The sequence below is a fragment of the Aeromonas sp. L_1B5_3 genome (assembly GCF_963866575.1).
Lineage (GTDB): Bacteria > Pseudomonadota > Gammaproteobacteria > Enterobacterales > Aeromonadaceae > Aeromonas > Aeromonas jandaei.
The window spans coordinates 1-15,851 of sequence record NZ_CAWMDN010000145.1; the positions used below are offsets into that span (position 1 = coordinate 1).

Genomic DNA, 15,851 nt, shown 5'->3' on the forward strand with positions numbered 1-15,851 from the left:
GAGCTGGTGCGCCAGTATGCCGAGCGGATGTTGCTGGAACAGGAGGCGCTCAAGCAGGAGCTGGCCCTGTTCCAGGGCGAACTCTCCGGTACCCTGCGTATCGGCATCGTGCCCCAGTCCAATCTCGACATCATGCCGTTTATCGCCCGCTGCAAGCAGCGCTATCCCGACATCGTCATTCGCCTGTCGGTGCTCAGCAACGAAGCCCTGCTCTCACAGTTGGAGCTGCATCAGTGCGATATCGGACTGGGATTTGATGAACCCGCCGGCGGCGCTGGGCGGCGCGCCTTTCATGTCTACCCGCAAGGCGCCAACCAGATGGCGGTGCTGATGAACCGTGACGAAGCGGATCAATACACGCACAGCAGCGACATTGCGCTTGCTGAACTGCAGCAACAACCGTTGGTACTGCCCAGCCGCACCATGCAATTTCGTCAGTATCTGGATCGCGCCGCCGAGCAGGGGGGAACCTCGCTCAACGTGGTACTGGAGACCGACTCGCTGTTCCATCTGGTCAGCGCCGTACGCCACCGGCTGGGCTGGGCCATCGTCAGCGCCGGCCTCGCCCGCTCTGCCAGCAAGCTCTCGGATCTCGTTTGCCTGCCACTCGCTCCGCTGGAGAATATCGGCCATACCGCCTTTCTGACCCGCCAGCAGAGCATCACTCCCGCCATGCGTGCCTTTCTTGAGCTGGTGGCCGAGGGTGAACCGACAAACGCGCCTTGAAGCAGGCCGAGCGGTAAACCTCATCCGGTTCTGGCAAAGAAAAAGCCCGCCAGAAGGCGGGCTTTCAGAGAGCAAGCGCAGGCATCAAATCGCCATCTGCTCGTGCGGCGAGCCGTGGTGGCGCAGCCAGACAAAACTCAGCGCCACGATCAGCACCATCAGGGTCATGATGGCCCCCAGAGTCACCTGACCGGTCATCGGGAAACCGGCCGCCAGCAGGGTCACCACACCGGCACCCAGATTCTGCATCCCGCCGAGAATGGCACCCGCGGTACCGGCCTGACCCGGGAAGGGCTCGATGGCACAGGAAGTGGCGGTCGGGTAGAGAATACCGCTACCGATGAAGTAGACAGCCGCACCACCGACCAGCGAGGCGGCACTCACCACCCCGAACAGCCCCGGTACCAGAATGATGAGGGAGCCGAGCGCCAGAAAGGCGATGCCAAGGCGCATCAGTTTGCCCTGAGTCAAGCGGAAGCTCAGCTTGGCAGAGAGCCAGGCACCGAACAGATAGCCGGGCAGCGGCAGCACGAACAACACGCTCACGGTACGGGCGCTCAGTTTCAGCACATCGCCGAGCAGCACACCAGCCGCCGCTTCAAATACCGCGAGTCCCGCAAAGGTCGCCATCAGGCAGAGCAGGTTACCCTGAAACTTGGGGTTGCCCAGCACATGGCGATAGGCAGCACCGACGCGCAGTGGCTGACGGGCAGCAGCAGGCAGCGTCTCACCAAACCAGGCTATGATCGCCAGAGTGGCTACGGCACCAAAACCGAACAGGAACCAGTAACCGGCACGCCAGTTGAACAGCTCGGTCAGCCAGCCACCGAGCACCGGTGCCAGCAGCGGGGAGAAGATCACCCCCATGCTGACCAGACTGTTGGCACGGTTGAGTTCGGCGCCGTTGTAGCGATCGCGCATCACGGTACGGCTCATGGCGCCACCGGCACCGGTACCCAGCCCCTGAATAAAGCTGCCCACCAGCAGGGCGGCAAAATGGGGGATGACCTGAATGATCAGGGTGCCTACCAGAAACACCATCATGCCGACGATCAGCACCGGACGACGACCGATGCGATCCGACAGCGGTCCGTAGACAAACTGGGAGAGGCCATAGGGGATCAGGTAGCAAGCCATCACCGCCTGCAACTGGCCCGAGGCCACATTGAAGTCCCCCGCCATCATGGGAATGGAGGGGACATAGAGGGTCTGGGTCATCTGGCCCACAGCGACCATCAGAATGGTCAGTAAAAACAACGGATAAAAACTGTGCCGATCCATATCAGTCCCAAAAAATCGAAAAAATGCTGCCGCCCTCTGGCACAAAATGGCCCAGAGGAATCTGATCACAGAGGCTGTGATGCAATCAAAAACAGTGTTGGAAACAGTAGGCGGGGAGCCCGCCAGACCACCGCACAGGACGCTTGGTGGTATGGGGGCATCATAGTGATTCAGCTCACAGAAAACGAACGAATCTTTATAATCGGCTTGCCTTAGTTTTTCTAATATTACGGGGCAATACGCCCCGTCTGCAGTTCAAAATCAACGTGTTACCATCTGTTGTGCCTGCTTGATCAGCTCATCCGGCTGCTCTTTGCGCGGCGGTATGGTGATCCCCTTCTGGCAGGCAGGCTTCTCGGCCATCCTATCCATCCAGGCTTGCAGATGGGGTAACCCTTCGATGGAGATGCCACTCCAGTCATAAATCCGCACCCAGGGCCAGGTGGCGATATCGGCGATGCTGTACTCGTCCGCCAGATATTCGTGATGGGCCAGATGGCTGTCGAGCACCTCGAACAGGCGGCGCCCCTCCTTCTGGTAGCGTTCGATGGCGGCGGGGATCTTCTCGGGGAAGTAGCGATAGAAGACGTTGGCCTGCCCCATCATGGGGCCTACCCCGCCCATCTGGAACATCAACCACTGAATGGCCTGAGAGCGGCGTTTCGGATCCGCCGGCAACAATTTGCCCGCCTTCTCCGCCAGATAGATAAGGATGGCCCCCGACTCGAATACGGCAAAATCGCCGTTATCCCGATCGACGATGGCCGGAATGCGGCCGTTGGGGTTGATGGCCAGAAACTCGGGCTTCTTCTGATCCAGTGCCGAGAGATCGAGAGGAATGACCCGATAAGGTAATCCCAGCTCTTCCAGTGCAATGGCCACCTTGAAGCCATTGGGGGTTGCGGCGGTATAAAAGTCGATCATCCTTCACTCCTTCCTTGCTGATTTGATCACACGAAAAACGGAACATCCTGATGCCCCCTCTTTCACCAAACATGGTTTTACCATAAAGAGTGCGGCGCGCTATCTGTCTGCTATGACAGATAGCGCGCCGCTTGCATAGCTTGCTGAGGGAATCAGTTCAAGACGACGGCCGACTTGCGCTGACGCAGCAGGATAAGACGAGAGAGCAGCGGGAAGTAGGATTCCAGCTTGCGCAGCAGCACCCGGCTACACGAGGGGTCTGCCAGCTCTGACTCCTCCAGCACGATGCCGTTGGAGACAAAGTAGAAACGGGGGTCGCGCACATCGGGACCGCAGATGGTGAGATCCTTGTCCCCCTTTCGGATCAACAGCGGCAGTACCGGCAATCCGATGGCATCGTCTTCGCCACGGATAAACCCGGCATCCTGCCAGGGGGTATCGCCATCGATCAGCAGGATCGCCGCTTCGGCCTTGGCCGGTTGCCACTCGGTCAGTGGCGTCACGCTGATGTGGGCAAAATGGTCACCATACTCGGGTGATGACCGCAAAATGGCCAGCAGACCTTCACTGGCGCCTGACACGTTTTGACTCACTAATGACAAATTCATGGCTCATATCCCTATGCTCATGGCAGCCAGTATCCGGCTGCTGCCATAAGACTAGCGCAGATCAGGGCTATATTGGAGCCGTCAGATCTGGCAGTCGTAATCAATTGGTCGTAGGGGGATAACAGTTGCCATCGCACAAAATACTGGTATCATACCGCGTCCTTTTATCCCCCGTTCTTTAACATCCAGTGGTGAACCTATGCATCCGATGCTGAATATCGCCGTGCGCGCTGCGCGCAACGCCGGTCAAGTTGTAGTAAAAGCCTTCTCCCAGCCCGAGAACATTGAGGCTATCCAAAAAGGCAGCAATGACTTCGTGACCAACGTTGACCGTGAAGCTGAAGCGGCCATCATTCACACCATCAAAAAATCTTACCCGGAACACAGCATCGTCGCTGAAGAGTCTGGTGAGATTGCCGGTACCAATCCGGACTACCAATGGATCATTGACCCACTGGATGGCACGACCAACCTGGTCAAAGGCATTCCGCACTTTGCCGTCTCCATCGCCCTGCGCGTCAAGGGCAAGACTGAACAAGCCGTTGTTTACGATCCGATCCGTGACGAGCTGTTTACTGCTACCCGTGGTAGCGGCGCCCAGCTGAACGGCTACCGCATTCGTGTCGGCAAGGCCAAAGAGCTGGCTGGCACCGTGCTGGCGACCGGCTTCCCGTTCAAGCAGAAGCATCACATCGAGCCTTACCTGAAGATGTTCCAGAGCATGTTCATCGAATGTGCCGACATCCGTCGCTCCGGCTCTGCCGCACTGGATCTGGCCTACGTGGCAGCCGGTCGTGTCGACGGTTTCTGGGAAATCGGCCTGAAACCTTGGGACACCGCTGCCGGTGAGCTGCTGGCAAAAGAAGCCGGCGCCATCGTCACCGACTTCGTTGGTGGTCACAACTACGAAAACTCCGGCAACATCGTGGTTGCCAACCCGCGCGTCCTGAAAGAGATGCTGGGCAAGATCCGCGAAGAGCTGCCGGAGTCTCTGGCCAAATAAGCCAGCCTTCGAGCAGACAGATAAAAAAACCGGCGCAAGCCGGTTTTTTTATTGCTGCGATATCCCCTGACAGGGTCACCGCAGCACACAGTTTATGCTCTCCTCCCCCGCAGCTCACCCCACTCCCATCCCCGAAAAAGTTCGTAGCCCTTCTCTCGTTAGCAAATACGCCTTAACCAACCTTCTTGAATATCACCGTACTCAGGCCGGGATAAACACCTGGCCTCCTGTTTGCCCTGATCTTCATCCTCTTGCGAAGAACACCAACCATCAGGCCTCGTACCCATCGCCAGATAAAAAAACACCCGGCACATGGCCGGGTGTCGTGAGGGCATACAAAGCGCCCCGACTTTTATGAATGAAGAGGCCGGCGTACGCCAGCCCCTTTATCAGGCGAGGCGGAAGCGACCGATGGTCTGCTTCAGACCCACCGCCAGCTGGCTCAGCTCCAGACAGGCACGGGCAGTATGATCGGCGCCCAGAGCCACCTCATTGGCGGACTCGTTGATCCGCTCGACGTTGCGGCCCAGCTCATCGGAGACCGCATCCTGCTCACCGCAGGCGCTGGCAATCTGGATCGCCATGTCGGCAATCTGGGCGACCGCCTCTTCAATCTGCTGGATGCCGTTGCTGGTCTGCTCGCTCTGATCCACACACTGGCGGATCATCTCACAGCTCTGGCCAGTCACTTCTTTGGCCTGATTGGCGCGCGCCTGCAGGGTTTCGATGATGGCCACAATCTCACCGGTCGAGGCCTGGGTACGACCCGCCAGGGTGCGCACCTCGTCGGCCACCACGGCAAAGCCACGGCCTTGCTCGCCGGCGCGGGCTGCTTCGATGGCCGCATTGAGGGCCAGCAGATTGGTCTGCTCGGCGATGCCGCGGATCACATCCACCACCACATTGATCTGGGCGGATTCACGTTCCAGCTCGGTCACCAGCGTACCGGCCTGCTCGATCTCCTCGGCAACCCGGGTGATAGCCACCAGCGAACGCTGCACATCCTGATTGCCACTGCGGGCCAGCGCATTGGCTGAGCTGGCGGAGCTGGAGGCGGTTTCGGTATTGCCAGCCACATCGGCCACGGTGGCCTTCATCTGGGTCATGGCGGTCGCCACCAGCGAAATCTCCTGCTGCTGGCTCTGAATGCCCTTGGCGGACTGCTCGGAGACGGCGCTCACCTCCTCGATGGCAGTGCCAAGCTGGGTGACCGCAGCCACCACCTCTTCAATCAGACCGCGCAGATTGTCCTGCATCTTGAGAGAGGCTTTAGCAAGCATGCCCAGCTCGTCGCGGCCGATATGCTGACGCTCCAGCTGATGGGTCAGATCGCCGGCAGCAATGGCATTGGCCTGAGCCACCACGGCTTGCAGCGGCAGGCAGATCTGGCGGGTCAGGAACCAGGTCATCACCACCATGAACACCAGCAGGGCACCGATGCTCACCATGGCGAAGGTGGTCACCATGCTGACGCTACCAAGCAGGCTACCACGGTTCTCTTTGACGAAACCGAGGTTCACCTGGATCAGCGAGTTGACCGCCTGCTCCAGCGCCCCGAAGAGCGGGTTGGAGGCAAACAGCTGGGTTTTGGCCTGATCATGCTGGCCCTGCACCAGCAGCATATCAAACTCGTTTACCGAACGTTGATAAGTGAGCCACTGTTGTTTGGCTTGGTTAAACACCTGGCGCTCGTTGTCGGCACCCACAGTCGCCTCGTAGGCACGAAATGCCTCGTCAACCTTGCGAATATTCTCCTGAATGCGGCCACGACGGGCCTGCAGGTCGGCAGCATCATCCACCATCAGCAGGGCAAACTGGGCCCGACGTACATAAGAGACGTCGTAGAGCAGGGTTTCGACCGAAAGCACGCTCGGCAAAGTGGAGTCGGTAAAATTCAGCACCCGATCGCGCACGCCGCGCAATTCACTGGAGAGAAAAACACCGAAGACAACGTTGACTGCGGCAATGACCGCAAAAACCACGGCAATCTTTTTGCCGATGGAGAGATTCTTGTAAAACATGATTGGCTGTTGATCCTCAACTGCTGACAAGCAGGTAAACAGTAGCGATCACATCCGTATGAGCTGATCCCGGCCATTCCTGACGGGAGATGGAAGGTTGCGAAAGCGGGGGAAGGACGATTTCGCGAGGCGCGCACTCTATCACAATATCGCCTAATCCTTCACCAGATTTCACCAAATGAATGCAAGCTGATTTCCTTCACAACCCGACATTCATCACAAAATATTTATAGCGACCAAATCATTTCAAATAGTTAACCGATAAATGCAATCGAGGCAGTGGCATGGACAAGGGGCCATCAACTCGTTGTAATGACCAACATGACCCGATGGCGGAGCGCCATCCCCCTTCGTTGTAACAATTTGCTGTAACAAGAGGCCCTGTTTATGGATAACAGCTCGTATCTGCCCGCTTCAACCTGGTCTGCCCAGCTGCGTGAACAACTGCAGGCGCGGCCACTTACCGCCCTCGGTCTCTTTATCGCGCTGGCTGCCGTCTTGTTGCTGCTGTTGCAGAGTCTCATCATGCTCGCTACCGGCGAGGTGACCAGCGGCGTGCGCTACGGCCTGATCGGTGGTGCCGCCGGGTTTGCCGCCACCGCCATCGGCGCCCTGCCCGCTCTGTTTCTGCGCTCGGTGCCGCAAAAGGTTGAGGACACCATGCTGGGCTTTGCCGCCGGTATGATGCTGGCAGCCAGTGCCTTCTCCCTGCTGCTGCCGGGGCTGGAGGCCGCCGAGGGGATCACCGGCAACGGCTTTAGTGCCGCCGCCGTGGTGGTGGTCGGCATGACCCTCGGGGTGCTGTTGATGCTGGGGCTGGATCAGTTCACCCCGCACGAGCATGATAAAACCGGCCCCTGCGGCCCCGGCCATGAGAGCTGCTCCCGGGTCTGGCTGTTCGTCTTTGCCATCGCCCTGCACAACCTGCCGGAGGGGATGGCCATCGGGGTCAGCTTCTCCCAGGGTGATATGTCGGTGGGGCTGCCGCTCACCACGGCCATCGCACTGCAGGATATTCCCGAAGGGCTGGCGGTAGCGCTGGCCATGTGCGCCGCCGGTTTTCGCCCCTCTGTCGCCGTGCTGGTTGCCATCGCCAGCGGCCTGCTCGAACCGGTTGGCGCCCTGCTCGGGGTCGGGCTCTCCAGCGGCCTTGCCATCGCCTACCCCATCGGACTTGGGCTCGCCGCCGGCGCCATGCTGTTTGTGGTCTCGCACGAGGTGATCCCGGAGACCCACCGCAACGGTCACCAGACCTATGCCACCCTCGGTCTGATGGCAGGCTTTGCCCTGATGATGACGCTCGATACCGCGCTCGGCTAAAGGCCCTCTCCCCTCCTCATCAATGCTTTTTGTCACCTGCGGCGCTCCCATATGGAGCGCCGCGCTTCATCTCTCCTTTCGCTTGTGCCTCTCGGCGCCGACGCCATCTTTTGTTATGATCTACAGCAACTTAAATTCAGCCACACGGCTATCAAGACGAGGTCAGCAATGAAAGTAGGTATTATCGGCGCCATGGAGCAAGAAGTGGCCCTGCTGCGCAGCCAGATGAGCAACCCCACCACCCTGCAACTGGGCGGCTGCGAGTTCTATCAAGGGGAGCTGGCAGGCAAAGAGGTGATCCTGACCCGCTCCGGCATCGGTAAGGTCGCCGCCAGCGTGGCCACCAGCCTGCTGCTGGAAAAGTTTGCCCCCGACTGCGTCATCAATACCGGCTCTGCGGGCGGCTTTGCCCAGGACCTTCATATCGGTGATGTGGTGATCGCCAGCGAGATGCGTTTCCACGATGTCGACGTGACCGCCTTTGGTTACGAGATGGGCCAGATGGCACAGCAACCCGCCGCCTTCCCCTGCGACGAGAAGCTCATCGCGGTCGCTCAGGATTGCATCGCCGAGCAGGGCAAGCACCAGACCAAGATCGGTCTTATCTGTACCGGCGATCAGTTCATGTGCAAACCGGACGCAATCGCCAAGGCTCGCGCCGACTTCCCGCAGATGCTGGCGGTCGAGATGGAAGGTGCCGCCATCGGTCAGGTGTGCCACATGTTCAAAGTGCCCTATCTGGTGGTGCGCGCCATGTCCGATATCGCCGGCAAGGAACAGGTTGAATCCTTCGATGCCTTCATCGAAGTGGCCGGCAAGCACTCCGCCGAAGTGATTATCAAGATGCTCGGCAAACTGTGATCGAGACCGGCTCGCTTGACTTGATGGCCGACGCCCTCCTCTCGACGACGGCGGCCATTCTGGTGGGGGCTGCCCTGCTGGAGGCGGTGATCCCGTGGCCATCCCATCTGCGTCTTTCGGCCGTCACGCCCCTGCTGACCAGGCTGGGGCACAAGGTACACAGACCCGATGGTTCACCCGGCCAGCAAATGCAGGCCGGCCTGCTGGCAATGCTGGTAGTCTGGCTCCCCTGCGCCGCCGGGCTCTGGTCGCTGCGCAATCTGGCCCTTAGCGAGCCAGTCTTCGACCTGCTGTTCCTACTGCTGATGCTCGAATCCCGTCCGCTGCGCGAACTCGCCCATGCCACCCGCTCGCTCGCCACGCAGGAGACCCTACCGCTGGCGAGATTGCAGTCTGCCCCCTGGCTCAAACGGGAGACCGGCAAACTCTCGGCCATGGGGCTCGCCAAAGCGGTGACGGAGAGCTGCGCCCTGCGTCTGGTCGGCCAATGGGCTGGCCCGCTGCTGGGATTTGCTCTGGCTGGCGTACAGGGCGCCCTGCTCTGGCGGCTGGTGCAGCTGATGAATCAAAGCTGGAGTCGCAAAGATCCCGCCTTCGACCACTTTGGTCGCGCCGCCAGCGCCCTCTATCAGGGGCTCAATGCCTCCGTCATTTTGCTGCTGGGGCCACCACTGCTGGCAAGCCGTCTCAAGCAGGCTGCGCAGTTGCTTCGAAGTGGCGCGCTCTGGCCCTATCCCGCCATGGGGATGCTGCTCACTCTGCTGGTAGACAAGTGCCGGATCCGCCTTGGTGGCCCTCGCTACTATCAGGGGGCTCTCCAGCGCTGGCCCGTCATCGGTACGGGTGCTGAGCCAGATAGCGAGACACCGCGCAAGGTGCTCAACATTCTGCAAGGGTGCGGCTGGGGCTGGTTGATAGTGGCGCTGGTTGTCACGGTAGCGGGGTTATTTCATGGGTAGTTTGTTGCGCTTGCCAATCTGGCTGCCCTGCGTGCTGCTTGCCTGGTTGCCCGGTGTCCTGCAGGCCGCCACGCCGACCCGGGTGGTGAGCGTTGTTCCTCACCTGACCGAATTGCTCTACGAGATTGGCGCCGGCGACAAACTGGTGGCCATCGACGATGCCTCAGACTATCCCCCCGAGGTCAAAACCAAGCACAAGGTGGCGAATTATCGCAGCATCAACGTCGAGGCAGTGCTGGCGCAAAAGCCGGATCTCATTCTCGGTTGGCACTCGGCTCAATCACGGATGCTGGCCCCGTTGGAGCAGCTGGGTGTCCCGGTTTTCTACTCTGAGCCTACCGATTTTGCCTCGCTGGCCGCAGAGATGCGGGCGCTGGGCAAATTGCTGGGGGTGGAAAAGAGTGCCAACGAAGCCGCAGATCGCTATCTGGCACGCCTGCATTCCCTGCAACAGCGCTATGGCCAACCAACCGGCGTCAAGGTGTTCTACCAACTCTGGTACCCGCCGCTCACCAGCGTGAGCGGTAACGCCTGGCCTGCGCAGGCCATCGAACTCTGCGGCGGAGTCAACGTCATGAGCAATGCCAGAACGCCCTACCCACAGGTGAATATTGAACAGGTCATCAGGGCCAACCCCGAGCTGATCCTGGCCGGGAGTCAAGATCCTGACGCCCTGCGTCACTGGCAGCAGTGGCCAAACCTTGATGCGGTGAAACATCACCGACTGATGCTGGTTAACTCCGATGGGCTGCACCGATTCACCCCAAGAGCCCTCAATGCGGTGGAGGATATATGCCACACTCTCGCTAAAGCTAGCTCAAAACGTGGTGATAAATAGCCAAAAAACTGCCATTTGAGTTGCCATCGCTTGCATTAAGCTGCACATGGCATAAAAAGTGCTTTAGAATTACATAGATACTAATTTGATCATGGAATGACATCATGTTTAATGGAAAAACAATTCTGGTTACCGGTGGCACGGGGTCATTTGGCAAAAAATTTATTGCAACCGTGCTATCCCGCTACCAGCCTGCACGACTGATCGTCTACTCCCGTGATGAACTCAAGCAGTTTGAAATGCAACAGTGTTTCAATAACCCCTGCATGCGCTACTTTATCGGCGATGTGCGCGATGGCGAACGCCTCGACACTGCGATGTGCGATGTCGATTTCGTGGTGCACGCAGCGGCGCTCAAACAAGTACCGGCCGCGGAATACAACCCGATGGAGTGCATCAAGACCAACGTTGGGGGGGCCGAGAACGTCATCAAGGCTGCACTCAACAATGGTGTCCAGAAGGTTATCGCATTATCAACAGACAAAGCCGCCAACCCAATCAACCTTTACGGTGCCACCAAGCTCTGTTCTGACAAGCTCTTTGTCGCCGCCAACAATATGGCTGGCAAGAATCCAACCATCTTCTCGGTCGTGCGTTATGGCAACGTCGTCGGCTCACGGGGCTCGGTCGTCCCCTTCTTCGACAATCTGATCAAGAGCGGCGCCAATACGCTTCCTATCACTCATCCAGAGATGACGCGTTTTTGGCTGACTCTGCAGCAAGGGGTTGATTTTGTACTGAACAATTTCAAGCGCATGCGCGGCGGAGAGTTGTTCGTACCTAAAATACCGTCGGTCAGGATCACCGATCTTGCTACTGCTATGGCCCCGTCGCTCAAGCAGGAGATTATTGGTATTCGTCCCGGGGAGAAGCTCCACGAGGTAATGTGCCCGGCAGACGACGCCTTCCACACCTATGAGTTCAACGACTACTACGTGATAGCTCCCAGCATCAGCTTCAATAGCCGTAACAATGATTTCAGCATTAATGCTATGGGTGAAACAGCCAAACTGGTCGCTTCAGATTTTGAATACAATTCTCTAAATAATCCTCATTTTTTGTCGATAGAGGATATAAGTCAGGTAAACGCTGAGGTACTGACACTATGATCCCGTACGGGAGACAACAAATCACATCGGATGACGTTGAAGCAGTATTGGATACGCTACAGTCCGATTTTTTGACTCAAGGGCCCCAAGTACCTGCGTTTGAGCATGCGCTTGCTCATTATTGCGCAGTACCATATGCAGTTGTGTGTAGCAATGGAACTGCAGCACTCCACTTGGCATGCTTGGCTGCAGATGTTAACCATACTTCTCTGGTCTGGGTCTCTGCTATCAGCTTTGTTGCATCAGCTAACTGTGCTCGTTATTGTGGTGCTGAGGTTGATTTTGTAGATATTGACCCAGAAACAGGCAATATTTCAATTCAAGCATTGAGAGATAAACTTGCTTGGACTAAACGGCGTCCGAACGTATTGATAATTGTTCATTTGGCAGGTCAACCTTGTGAACTTTTTGAAATTCATTCTATCTGCAAGCAGTATGATATTACTCTAATTGAGGATGCCTGCCATGCACTGGGAGCTAGCTATCTCGATAGTAAAATTGGTGAGTGTCGATATAGTGATATGACTGTATTTAGCTTTCATCCTGTAAAAGCTATTACTACAGGTGAAGGGGGAGCAATAACTACTCGCCATCCAGAATTTGCCAAACGCCTTCAATTATACCGGGGACACGGTATTACTCGTGATAGCGCAGATTTCAATGCGGATTCACCTGGCGACTGGCATTACGAACAGCACGAGCTAGGCTATAATTATCGTTTGACAGACATACAAGCTACCTTGGGTATTAGCCAACTCAAACGTCTTGATTCTTATATTTCTACAAGACGCCAAAAGGCAGATTATTACAACCAAAAACTAGATGGCTTAGGAATATCACCTCTATTACAAACATCTAATGTTTACCATGCATTTCATCTTTATGTTGTGCGTGTTGAACAAGGACGTAATGCTTTACTACAAGGTCTGCGTGATAAAGGCATAATGGCAAACCTCCATTATCAGCCAATTCCCAACCAACCTTACTATAAAGCATTGGGTCAGATTCCCACTAATTATCCTGGGGCAATCATTTATGGGGATACAGCATTGAGTTTACCGCTATTCCCGACAATGACAATTCAGGAGCAAGACGAAGTCATTGACGTGCTTAAGCAATTATCATGAAGTTAGCCTTAGGCACGGTGCAATTCGGTCTGGATTACGGGATCAGCAATCACGACGGACAAGTCTGCGATGAGGAACTCGACGAGATAATTGCATTGGCTCGTCATGCAGGTATCGATACCCTAGATACTGCGCAAGCCTATGGCAATGCCGAGCAGAGGCTGGGACAAAGAGATATCACCGGTTTCACGCTCATCGACAAGCTGGCGCCTGGGCTACCGCTGTCCGATGTTAAGGTCGCAGTCAACAACAGTTTGCATTTGCTGGGGCGAAAGCGGCTCGATGGCTTGCTGCTGCACCGCAGCCAGGATGCCTCACCTGTCATGTTCGAGTTGCTCACCGATTTGCAGCAACAGGGCTCGATCGGAAAACTCGGGCTCTCCGTCTACTTCCCAGAGGAGCTCGATGCCTGGAGCGCAGCTGGCTATCCTCTGGAACTGGTGCAATTACCTGCCAATTTGCTCGATCAACGCTTTTTACGTACTGGATGGCTCGACAAACTGGTAGATATGGGATGTGAAATCCATGTTCGCTCGCTCTTTTTGCAAGGACTGTTGTTGATGCAGCCAGCACAGAGACCTGACTATTTCCAGCGTTTCGCTACCGCACTTGAACGGTTTGACCATTGGCATCCCTCGATGGCCCCGCTTGGCAGAGCCCTCTCCATCATGACGGCCCTACCACAGGTAAGCCGCTTTGTTGTCGGTGTTTGTCATGCCCAAGAGCTGGCCGCTATCATTGCGGCCAGTCAAGCGCAGCACGAGTGCTACGAGTCCGATATCGCCCATTTGGCGTCTATGGAACAGGAACTTATCAACCCCGGACTCTGGAGAACACAATGATCCTAGGTATTCTGCAAGCCAGAACCAGTTCTTCCCGCCTTCCCAACAAGGTACTGAAAGAACTGCTTGGCGCCCCCATGCTGGCAAGGCAGATTGAACGGCTGCAACAGAGCAAGCTGCTGGACAAGCTGCTGGTTGCCACCAGCAATAAGCCAGAAGATCGTGCCATTGCCGAACTGTGCGAAAAGTTGCATATCCCCTGTTTCTGCGGTCCTCTTGACGATGTATTGCTGCGTTTCTATCTGGCGGCCCAACCCTACAGTCCGACCCATGTTGTGCGCCTCACAGCTGACTGCCCACTGGCAGACCCAATGGTAATAGACGAGCTGATAGCCCTCCATCTCTCGGGCAAGTTCGACTACAGCAGCAACTGCGGCAATCCCAGTTATCCGGATGGGCTGGATGCCGAGATCATGACTGGTGCGACTCTGGCAACCTTGCAGGAAAAAGCCACCACGCAGACCGAGCGGGAACATGTCACCTATTACGTTCGCTGTCATCCCGAGCAGTTTTCCATCGGCGAACTGCAGCGCTCGCCTTCGCTGGCCCACCTGCGCTGGACTGTCGATGAGCCTGCCGATTTTGAGCTGGTGGAGCGCATTTATCAGGCTCTCTATCCTACCAACCCAACCTTTACGACCGACGATATCCTCGACCTGCTGGCGCAGCAGCCGGAGCTGGCAACACTGAATACCCGGCACCAACGCAACGAAGGATTGGCTAATTCACTAGCCAAGGAGAATCACATATGACCTCACGTTATCAACATTCACTGGCTCTCTCGGTTCGGGCGGAACAGAGCATTCCTCTTGGCTCCCAGACCTTCTCCAAAAGCCGCCTCTGTTTTCCCTATGGCGCCGCCCCACTCTTTATCGAGCGCGGCAAAGGTGCACATGTTTGGGATGTAGATGGCAACGAGTATCTTGATTTCGCCAGCGGCCTACTGGCCATCAGTCTTGGATATTGCGATCCGGATGTGAATGAAGCGGTAATAGAGCAACTCAATCTTGGCTCGATATTCTCCCTTCCCCACCGGCTGGAAACCGAGGTCGCGGAACAGCTCATTGAACTCATCCCCTGCGCCGAAATGGTTCGTTTTGGCAAAAACGGGACTGATGCCACCTCAGCCTGTATCAGGCTCTCCCGTGCGGTCACAGGCCGCGAGCGGGTAGCCGTTTGTGGCTACCACGGCTGGCAAGACTGGTATATAGGGTCAACCACCCGCCATTTGGGGGTCCCCGAGTGCGTGAGAGAGTTGACGCACAGATTTGACTACAACGATCTTGCCTCGCTGCAGCGTCTGCTGGAAGCTCACCCGGGCGAGTTTGCCGCCGTCATTCTGGAACCGATGAATGTAGCCTGGCCAACCCCGGATTTTCTACCCGGTCTACGTCAGCTCTGTGATGAACATGGTACGCTTCTTATCTTTGATGAGACCATTACCGGCTTTCGAAATCATCTTGGAGGGGCACAAACTCTATTCGGAGTAACGCCAGACCTTGCAGCTTTTGGCAAGGGGATGGCTAATGGATTCCCGATATCTGCCGTCGTCGGGCGTAAGAAGTATATGAAGCGTATGGAAGACATTTTTTTCTCAGGAACTTTTGGCGGCGATGTTATTGCTTTAGCTGCGGCTAAGGCCGTCATCAAAAAAATGCGTCATTACGATATACCTGCTTGCCTAACGGAACGAGGACAATTTCTCCTTGACGGCTTGAACACCATATTAACTGATATAAAAGCACCAGAATGGATAAAAACTGCAGGACACCCTACATGGTGTTTTCTGTTAATCTCTGACTCTCACAATCACTCAAGTTGGTTATTGAAAAGCTATCTGATGCAAGAGTTATGTAAGCGAGGTATCCTGACACTAGGAAGTCATAACCTCAACTACTCTCATACCTACTCGGATATCAATAACATATTGAAAATATACACTGAAATACTACCTGCGCTGATAGATCATGATAGTAAAATGACAATAGAAAAAAATCTTGACGGTGAGCCTATTCAACCTATTTTTAAAGTACGTTGACTAACAAAAATATCCATAAGTGCGCATATATGGAGATGGTATTCACCTGACAGTTGCCCACAAAAGGGAGTGGTCATACGGCTTCAAACCGGATAACAAAACGGTACCCCTACCGTGTTATCCGGAGTCACCGTATGACCACCAACGAGAAAGTAGCACGTCGCAAACTCAGCCTGCTAAATAGCTGTTCCGAA

Annotated in this window: 15 protein-coding genes; 11 read left to right on the forward strand and 4 right to left on the reverse strand. The window is 56.2% G+C overall.

Annotated elements, in window-relative coordinates; translation table 11 throughout:
* The coding region (locus AACR93_RS18950) for a substrate-binding domain-containing protein (RefSeq protein ID WP_043851646.1) at nucleotides 1-726 on the forward strand (726 nt) is incomplete at its 5' end.
* Between the two features lie 84 nt (nucleotides 727-810).
* Here AACR93_RS18950 and emrD read toward each other — a convergent pair.
* The 3 genes from emrD to AACR93_RS18965 all read right to left on the reverse strand — a co-directional run bounded on the left by emrD (nucleotide 811) and on the right by AACR93_RS18965 (nucleotide 3,539).
* Nucleotides 811-2,007, reverse strand: a complete 1,197-nt coding sequence (gene emrD, locus AACR93_RS18955; RefSeq protein ID WP_043851647.1) for a multidrug efflux MFS transporter EmrD — start codon at nucleotides 2,005-2,007, stop codon at nucleotides 811-813.
* 261 nt (nucleotides 2,008-2,268) lie between these two features.
* Nucleotides 2,269-2,931, reverse strand: coding sequence for a glutathione S-transferase family protein (locus tag AACR93_RS18960; RefSeq protein WP_043851648.1), 663 nt, complete (start codon nucleotides 2,929-2,931; stop codon nucleotides 2,269-2,271).
* Nucleotides 2,932-3,083: 152 nt separating this feature from the next.
* Nucleotides 3,084-3,539: a hypothetical protein gene (locus tag AACR93_RS18965; protein ID WP_042030005.1), complete on the reverse strand. Its 456-nt coding sequence runs from the start codon at nucleotides 3,537-3,539 to the stop codon at nucleotides 3,084-3,086.
* Between the two features lie 199 nt (nucleotides 3,540-3,738).
* On the opposite strand from AACR93_RS18965, the gene suhB reads away from it, so the two are divergent.
* Nucleotides 3,739-4,542: an inositol-1-monophosphatase gene (suhB, locus tag AACR93_RS18970; RefSeq protein ID WP_021230872.1), complete on the forward strand. Its 804-nt coding sequence runs from the start codon at nucleotides 3,739-3,741 to the stop codon at nucleotides 4,540-4,542.
* Nucleotides 4,543-4,931: 389 nt separating this feature from the next.
* Here the strand turns inward: suhB and AACR93_RS18975 are convergent, their stop codons facing one another.
* Nucleotides 4,932-6,563, reverse strand: a complete 1,632-nt coding sequence (locus AACR93_RS18975) for a methyl-accepting chemotaxis protein (RefSeq protein ID WP_033116033.1) — start codon at nucleotides 6,561-6,563, stop codon at nucleotides 4,932-4,934.
* 387 nt (nucleotides 6,564-6,950) lie between these two features.
* Between AACR93_RS18975 and AACR93_RS18980 the strand changes: the two genes are divergently transcribed.
* The 9 genes from AACR93_RS18980 to AACR93_RS19020 all read left to right on the forward strand — a co-directional run bounded on the left by AACR93_RS18980 (nucleotide 6,951) and on the right by AACR93_RS19020 (nucleotide 15,657).
* Nucleotides 6,951-7,883 (forward strand): ZIP family metal transporter, encoded by a 933-nt coding sequence (locus tag AACR93_RS18980; RefSeq protein WP_019446013.1) that lies wholly within the window; start codon nucleotides 6,951-6,953, stop codon nucleotides 7,881-7,883.
* 168 nt (nucleotides 7,884-8,051) lie between these two features.
* Entirely contained in the window at nucleotides 8,052-8,744 is a 693-nt protein-coding gene (gene mtnN / locus AACR93_RS18985) for a 5'-methylthioadenosine/S-adenosylhomocysteine nucleosidase (protein ID WP_043851649.1), read from the forward strand.
* The gene (locus AACR93_RS18990) at nucleotides 8,741-9,703 is read left to right on the forward strand and encodes a cobalamin biosynthesis protein CobD/CbiB (RefSeq protein ID WP_043851650.1); all 963 of its coding nucleotides are present in this window, start codon (nucleotides 8,741-8,743) and stop codon (nucleotides 9,701-9,703) included. Before mtnN ends, AACR93_RS18990 begins: the two co-directional genes overlap by 4 nt.
* A complete protein-coding gene (locus AACR93_RS18995; protein ID WP_043851651.1) occupies nucleotides 9,696-10,541 on the forward strand; it encodes a cobalamin-binding protein in 846 nt (281 codons plus the stop codon). Before AACR93_RS18990 ends, AACR93_RS18995 begins: the two co-directional genes overlap by 8 nt.
* Nucleotides 10,542-10,645: 104 nt before the next feature.
* The gene (gene pseB / locus AACR93_RS19000; protein ID WP_043851652.1) at nucleotides 10,646-11,650 is read left to right on the forward strand and encodes a UDP-N-acetylglucosamine 4,6-dehydratase (inverting); all 1,005 of its coding nucleotides are present in this window, start codon (nucleotides 10,646-10,648) and stop codon (nucleotides 11,648-11,650) included.
* On the forward strand, nucleotides 11,647-12,777 hold the full coding sequence (pseC, locus tag AACR93_RS19005; protein WP_082044157.1) for a UDP-4-amino-4,6-dideoxy-N-acetyl-beta-L-altrosamine transaminase: 1,131 nt from the start codon (nucleotides 11,647-11,649) through the stop codon (nucleotides 12,775-12,777). Before pseB ends, pseC begins: the two co-directional genes overlap by 4 nt.
* A complete protein-coding gene (locus AACR93_RS19010; protein WP_043851654.1) occupies nucleotides 12,774-13,619 on the forward strand; it encodes an aldo/keto reductase in 846 nt (281 codons plus the stop codon). Before pseC ends, AACR93_RS19010 begins: the two co-directional genes overlap by 4 nt.
* Nucleotides 13,616-14,371, forward strand: coding sequence for a cytidylyltransferase domain-containing protein (locus tag AACR93_RS19015; protein ID WP_043851655.1), 756 nt, complete (start codon nucleotides 13,616-13,618; stop codon nucleotides 14,369-14,371). The genes AACR93_RS19010 and AACR93_RS19015 overlap by 4 nt, the downstream gene beginning before the upstream one ends.
* Nucleotides 14,368-15,657, forward strand: a complete 1,290-nt coding sequence (locus AACR93_RS19020; RefSeq protein ID WP_043851656.1) for an aminotransferase class III-fold pyridoxal phosphate-dependent enzyme — start codon at nucleotides 14,368-14,370, stop codon at nucleotides 15,655-15,657. Before AACR93_RS19015 ends, AACR93_RS19020 begins: the two co-directional genes overlap by 4 nt.
* The last annotated feature ends 194 nt before the right edge of the window (nucleotides 15,658-15,851 follow it).